5 protein-coding genes and 1 pseudogene are annotated in these 4,966 nt (G+C 75.0%); 3 read left to right on the plus strand and 3 right to left on the minus strand.

The window, feature by feature from the left end:
* Nucleotides 1-96 precede the first annotated feature (96 nt).
* From NWP09_RS11640 to NWP09_RS11650, 3 genes are all read left to right on the plus strand, one after another.
* The gene (locus NWP09_RS11640; protein ID WP_258275671.1) at nt 97-744 is read left to right on the plus strand and encodes a dihydrofolate reductase family protein; all 648 of its coding nucleotides are present in this window, start codon (nt 97-99) and stop codon (nt 742-744) included.
* A gap of 106 nt (nt 745-850) precedes the next feature.
* Nucleotides 851-1,567, plus strand: a complete 717-nt coding sequence (locus NWP09_RS11645) for an ABC transporter ATP-binding protein (RefSeq protein ID WP_258275672.1) — start codon at nt 851-853, stop codon at nt 1,565-1,567.
* Nucleotides 1,564-2,850 (plus strand): ABC transporter permease, encoded by a 1,287-nt coding sequence (locus tag NWP09_RS11650; RefSeq protein WP_258275673.1) that lies wholly within the window; start codon nt 1,564-1,566, stop codon nt 2,848-2,850. The genes NWP09_RS11645 and NWP09_RS11650 overlap by 4 nt, the downstream gene beginning before the upstream one ends.
* A gap of 43 nt (nt 2,851-2,893) precedes the next feature.
* On the opposite strand, the gene NWP09_RS11655 is transcribed toward NWP09_RS11650, so the two are convergent.
* From NWP09_RS11655 to NWP09_RS11665, 3 genes and pseudogenes are all read right to left on the minus strand, one after another.
* Nucleotides 2,894-3,499, minus strand: a complete 606-nt coding sequence (locus NWP09_RS11655) for an ATP-binding protein (protein ID WP_258275674.1) — start codon at nt 3,497-3,499, stop codon at nt 2,894-2,896.
* A gap of 62 nt (nt 3,500-3,561) precedes the next feature.
* The gene (locus NWP09_RS11660) at nt 3,562-4,449 is read right to left on the minus strand and encodes a sigma-70 family RNA polymerase sigma factor (protein WP_258275675.1); all 888 of its coding nucleotides are present in this window, start codon (nt 4,447-4,449) and stop codon (nt 3,562-3,564) included.
* Nucleotides 4,410-4,966: pseudogene (locus tag NWP09_RS11665) on the minus strand (hypothetical protein); the annotation flags it as partial. The pseudogene NWP09_RS11665 and the gene NWP09_RS11660, both read right to left, overlap by 40 nt.

Below are 4,966 nucleotides of genomic sequence, written 5' to 3' on the forward strand. Positions count from 1 at the left end.
GCCGCGCCCAGCCCGCACCCGCACCTTGCGCCCGTGCGGCCCGCCCGCCAGGCTCGAACCGGCGCGGCGCGCCGAGGCGCCGCGGAGGAGGCCGCCATGCGACTCATCGCGCACGAGTTCGTCACCCTCGACGGGGTCATGCAGGGCCCGGGCGGCCGCGACGAGGACACCGCCGGCGGCTTCCGCTGGGGCGGCTGGGTCGCGCCGTTCTTCGACGAGGCGGTCGGCGAGGTCGTGACGGGCTGGTTCGCGCGCACCGACGCGCTGCTGTTCGGCCGCACGACCTACGACATGATGGCCGCCTACTGGCCGCAGGTCACCGACCCCGGCGACCCGGTCGCGCAGCGCCTCAACACCGCGCCGAAGCACGTCGTCTCGACGACCCTGCAGCAGCAGGACGCGACGTGGGCCGGCACCCGCTCGGTCATCGGCGACGACGTGGCCGCACGCATCCGCGCCCTCAAGGCCGACGGCGAGGGCGAGCTGCAGGTGCACGGCTCGTGGCAGCTGCTGCAGACCCTCATCGCCGAGCGGCTGCTCGACGAGCTGCGGCTCATCGTCTTCCCCGTGGTCGTCGGCCGCGGCAAGCGGCTCTTCGACGACGTCGCCGAGCCCGCGGGGTTCGAGGTCGCGGATGCCCGGGTCGCCCCGAGCGGCGCCGTCGCGCTCACGCTCGTCCCCGGCCCGTTCCGCACGGCGACGTACGCGGTCGTCGACGGCCGCGAGGTGGTGGTCGAGGAGTAGGGGGAACCACCCCGAGGGGTGGGGTCAACCCCCTCTGCCGGGCGCGCGCTGCTCGGTCAGGCTCGAGGTGCCGCGGGAATGCGGCCATCACTCGAGGAGAGGGACCATGCCCCAACCGGTGCTCGACGCACGATCCATCCACAAGTCCTACGGGCGCGGCGAGAGCCGATTCGACGCGCTGCGCGGCGTCTCGCTCGAGGCGCACGCGGGCGAGTCGCTCGCGATCGTCGGCAAGAGCGGGTCGGGCAAGTCGACGCTCATGCACATCCTCGCCCTGCTCGACGCGCCCGACTCCGGCGCCCTGCGCATCCGCGGCACCGACGCGGGCGAGCTGCGCCGCAGCGAGGTGCAGCGGCTCCGCAACGAGGAGTTCGGGTTCGTCTTCCAGCAGTTCTTCCTCACGCCCGACGCGACGGTGCTCGAGAACGTCATGCTGCCGCTCGTGATCGCAGGGCTCGGCCGGCGCGAGCGCGTCGAGCGCGCGATGGCGGCGCTCCGGTCGCTCGAGCTCGACGACAAGGCCGGCAACCGCGCGACCGACCTCTCGGGCGGGCAGAAGCAGCGCGCCGTGATCGCCCGCGCGCTCGTGAACGAGCCCTCGGTGATCTTCGCGGACGAGCCCACGGGCAACCTCGACTCCGCGACGGGCCTCATCGTCGAGGACATCCTCTTCGGCCTCGTGCGCGAGCGCGGCATCACGCTCGTCGTCGTGACGCACGACGACGACCTCGCGGCCCGCTGCGACCGCCGCGTGCACCTGCGCGACGGCCTGGTCGTCGCGGCCGACGCGCGCACCGACGCCCTCGAGGCGGTGCTCGCGTGAGGGCCGGCGACGTGATCGGCTCCGCGATCCGCAACACCTTCCGCAGCAAGCTGCGCACGACGCTCACGGTGATCGCGATCGTGATCGGCGCGTTCACGCTCACGGTGACGAGCGCGATCGGCGCGGGCGTCTCGCGCTACATCGACGACCAGCTCGGCATGGTCGGCGCGCCGAACGCGCTCGTGGTGACGGCGGCCGCCGACGACGGCTCGGCCGGCGACGGCCCGCGCGAGTACGACCCGGAGCGCTCGCTCGCGGGCGGCGTGAACGGCTCGCCGATCGACATCGCCGGCATGACCCAGGCAGACTTCGACGCGATCGCGGGCGTCGCGGGAGTGGAGCGCGTGCAGCCGATCTCGATGCTCGCCGTCGACTACATCGAGGCGGCCGGGAGCGACCGGTTCGAGATCGCCGTCGACCCCGCGAGCGAGGCGATGCGCTTCGACCTCGCCGCGGGCTCGCACGTCGCCGACGGCGCCGAGCGCGAGCTGCTCCTGCCCCTGCCCTACGTCGAGGCGCTCGGCTTCGCCGACGCGGCCGACGCGGTCGGCGAGCAGGTCGTCCTCGGGGCGACAGATGCGGTGGGCACGCAGCACGAGGTCACCGCGGTCGTGAGCGGGGTGGCGCAGGAGTCGCTCCTCGAGCCGGGCGCCGAGAGCAACCAGGCGCTCACCGACGCGCTCGTGGACGTGAGCCTCACAGGGCGCACGGGTGCGGCGGCCCCCGCCTACTACGCGGCGGTCGCCTACGCCGCGCCGGACGTGAGCGACGAGCAGCTGCAGGCGATCAAGGACGAGCTCGTGCGCGTCGGCTTCCAGGGGCAGACGGTCGGCGACCAGATCGGCATGTTCCGGGCGGTGATCGACGGGATCGTCAACGTGCTCAACGCGTTCGCGATCATCGCGCTCATCGCGGCGGGCTTCGGCATCGTCAACACGCTGCTCATGAGCGTGAAGGAGCGCACGCGCGAGATCGGGCTCATGAAGGCGATGGGGATGGGCAGCGGCCGGGTGTTCGGGCTGTTCACCTCCGAGGCGGTCGTCATCGGGCTGCTCGGCAGCGCGATCGGCGCGGGGCTCGCGATCCTCGCGGGAACGCTCGTGAGCGGCGCGCTCGCCGACACGCTGTTCGCCGACCTGCCGGGGCTGCAGATCATGCGGTTCGAGCTCGTGCCGGTCGCGACGGTCATGCTCGTCGTCATGGGCATCGCGTTCCTCGCGGGCACGCTCCCGGCCCGGAGCGCGGCACGGCAGCACCCGATCGACGCGCTCCGCTACGAGTAGCGGGGGAGGGCGGCCGGAATGGGCGGCCGGGCGGTGGGCAGTCTCACCGCCCGGCCGCTCGCGCGAGCATGCGCCGGGCCGCGCGCACCCGCACGGGCCGGCAGCCCGCATCCGCCAGCCGCGCGACGATCGCCGGCTCGCGGCCGGCGAGGATCAGCCCGCGCTTGACGAGGAAGGCCGGGCTCTTGCGGTGCTCGCGCAGGTCGCGGGCGAAGCGGAGGCCCATCGTGAGCCACCGCGACCGGCGCACGACGATCGCGTCGTGCAGGATGCCGCGACGGCGCGACTCGGCGACGACCTCGGCGACGAAGATGCCCTCGGCGGCGAAGAGCGGCGCCCCGTCGAGGGTGATCTCGCGGCTCCCGGTCGCCGCGCTGCGGCTGATGTCGTAGAGCGGGGCGGTCGTGCGACCCGTTCGGGCGAGCTGCTCGAGGGCGTCGAGCGCGCGGTCGCGGTGCCACGACAGCGGATGGTCCCAATCGGCTTCGCCGCTCTCGAGCCGGGGGAGCGCGGGGTCGTCGCCCTCGCGGTAGAAGTCGTCGAGGCGGAGGATCGGCAGGCCGCTCAGCTCGGCGAGGCGGGACTTGCCCGAGCCGGACGCGCCGCCGATGAGCACGACCTTCGCGAGGGGCTCGGCGTGCGCAGGCATAGGGGACATTCTGCCCGGTGCGCGCCGCGTGGCCCGCATCGGGAGCCGGGGGCGCGGATGCGTCAGGCCGAGCGGGCGAACGCGGCCCGCGCCTGCGCGAGCTTGTCGGGATTGCGCACGATGCGCAGCTCGGTGATGCGACCGCCCTCGATGCCCGCCCAGTGCACGTGGTCGAGCTCCCCGTCGACGAGCACACCGAGCGCCGTCGCGCGGTTGAGCACGAGCGGCACCACGTCGACGCGGCCGGCGAACTGCTCGGAGAGCCCGGCGAGGAACCGCGCGACGCGCTCGGCGCCCACGACCGGCCGCCGGGCGGCGCTCACCTTGCCGCCGCCGTCGGAGACGAGCGTGGCGTCCTCGGCGAGCATCGCCACGAGCCCATCGACGTCGCCCCGCAGCGCGGCCGCGGCGAACCGCTCGACGAGCGCCCGCGCATCCGCGTCGGTGTGCGCGAAGCGCGGGCGCCTCGCCTGCGCGTGCGCACGCGCGCGGCTCGCCGCCTGCCGCACCGCCGCCGTCGAGCGGCCGAGCATCTCGGCCACCTCGTCGAACGAGAAGTCGAACACGTCGTGGAGCAGGAGCGCCGCCCGCTCGATCGGCGACAGCGACTCGAGCGCGACCATGAGCGCGAGCTCGACCTCCTCCGCGTCGGCGACCGCGGCATCCGCCCCCGGTCCCGTCGCGATGGGCTCGGGCAGCCACGGCCCGACGTAGTCGACGCGCGAGCGGCGCACGCGGTCGATCGCGAGGTTCGTCGTGACGCGCGCGAGCAGCGCCCGCTCGTCGCGCACCGCGTCGGCCTGCAGCACGCGCAGCATGGCGTCCTGCGCGATCTCCTCGGCGTCGGCCCACGAGCCGGTGATGTCGTAGGCGAGGCGCACGGCGAGGCCGCGGTGCGCGGCGACGTCGCTCACGCGCTCACCGGCGCCGGCGTCCGAGCTGCGGGCCACGCGTACACGCGGCCCAAGCGTAGCGGCGCGACGCCCGCGAACGCGGTGATGGCCTCCTTCCAGGCGGCGGCGACCGGGCCGCCCAGCCAGCGGTCGGTGGGGCGGTCCTGGCGGTCGACGAGCTGGATGATCGCGTCGCGGCGCCCGAGGCTGATGCAGCGGAAGAGGAAGCCGACGTCGACCGGCCGGGGCGGCTGGCCGGCGCGCGCGGCCGCGATCGCGTCGGCGGCGGTCGCCCCGAGCGGCGTCGCGGTCGCGCAGCCGCCGCGCAGCCAGGGGAGGCCGTCGACGGCGATCGCGTCGCCCGCGCCCCACACGCCCTCGATCGGGGCGCCGTCGGCGCCCAGCACGCGCAGGCAGCGGTCGGTGCGGATGCGTCCGGTCGCGTCGAGCGCGAGGCCGCTCGCCTCGCCGAGCGGCTCGGGTCGGGCGCCGGTCTGGTCGATCGCGATGTCGGCGCCGGCCGCGGCGTCCGCGACCTCGACGCCGAGGCGCGCGAGCGCGCGTACGCGGGGCT

Origin of the sequence: Agrococcus sp. HG114 (genome assembly GCF_024723325.1) — a bacterium.
Classification (GTDB): Bacteria; Actinomycetota; Actinomycetes; order Actinomycetales; family Microbacteriaceae; genus Agrococcus.

Coding starts and splice junctions, on each gene's coding strand:
- NWP09_RS11640 (WP_258275671.1), top strand. CDS start 97: ATGCGACTCATCGCGCACGAGTTCGTCACCCTCGACGGGGTCATGCAG.
- NWP09_RS11645 (WP_258275672.1), top strand. CDS start 851: ATGCCCCAACCGGTGCTCGACGCACGATCCATCCACAAGTCCTACGGG.
- NWP09_RS11655 (WP_258275674.1), bottom strand. CDS start 3,499: ATGCCTGCGCACGCCGAGCCCCTCGCGAAGGTCGTGCTCATCGGCGGC.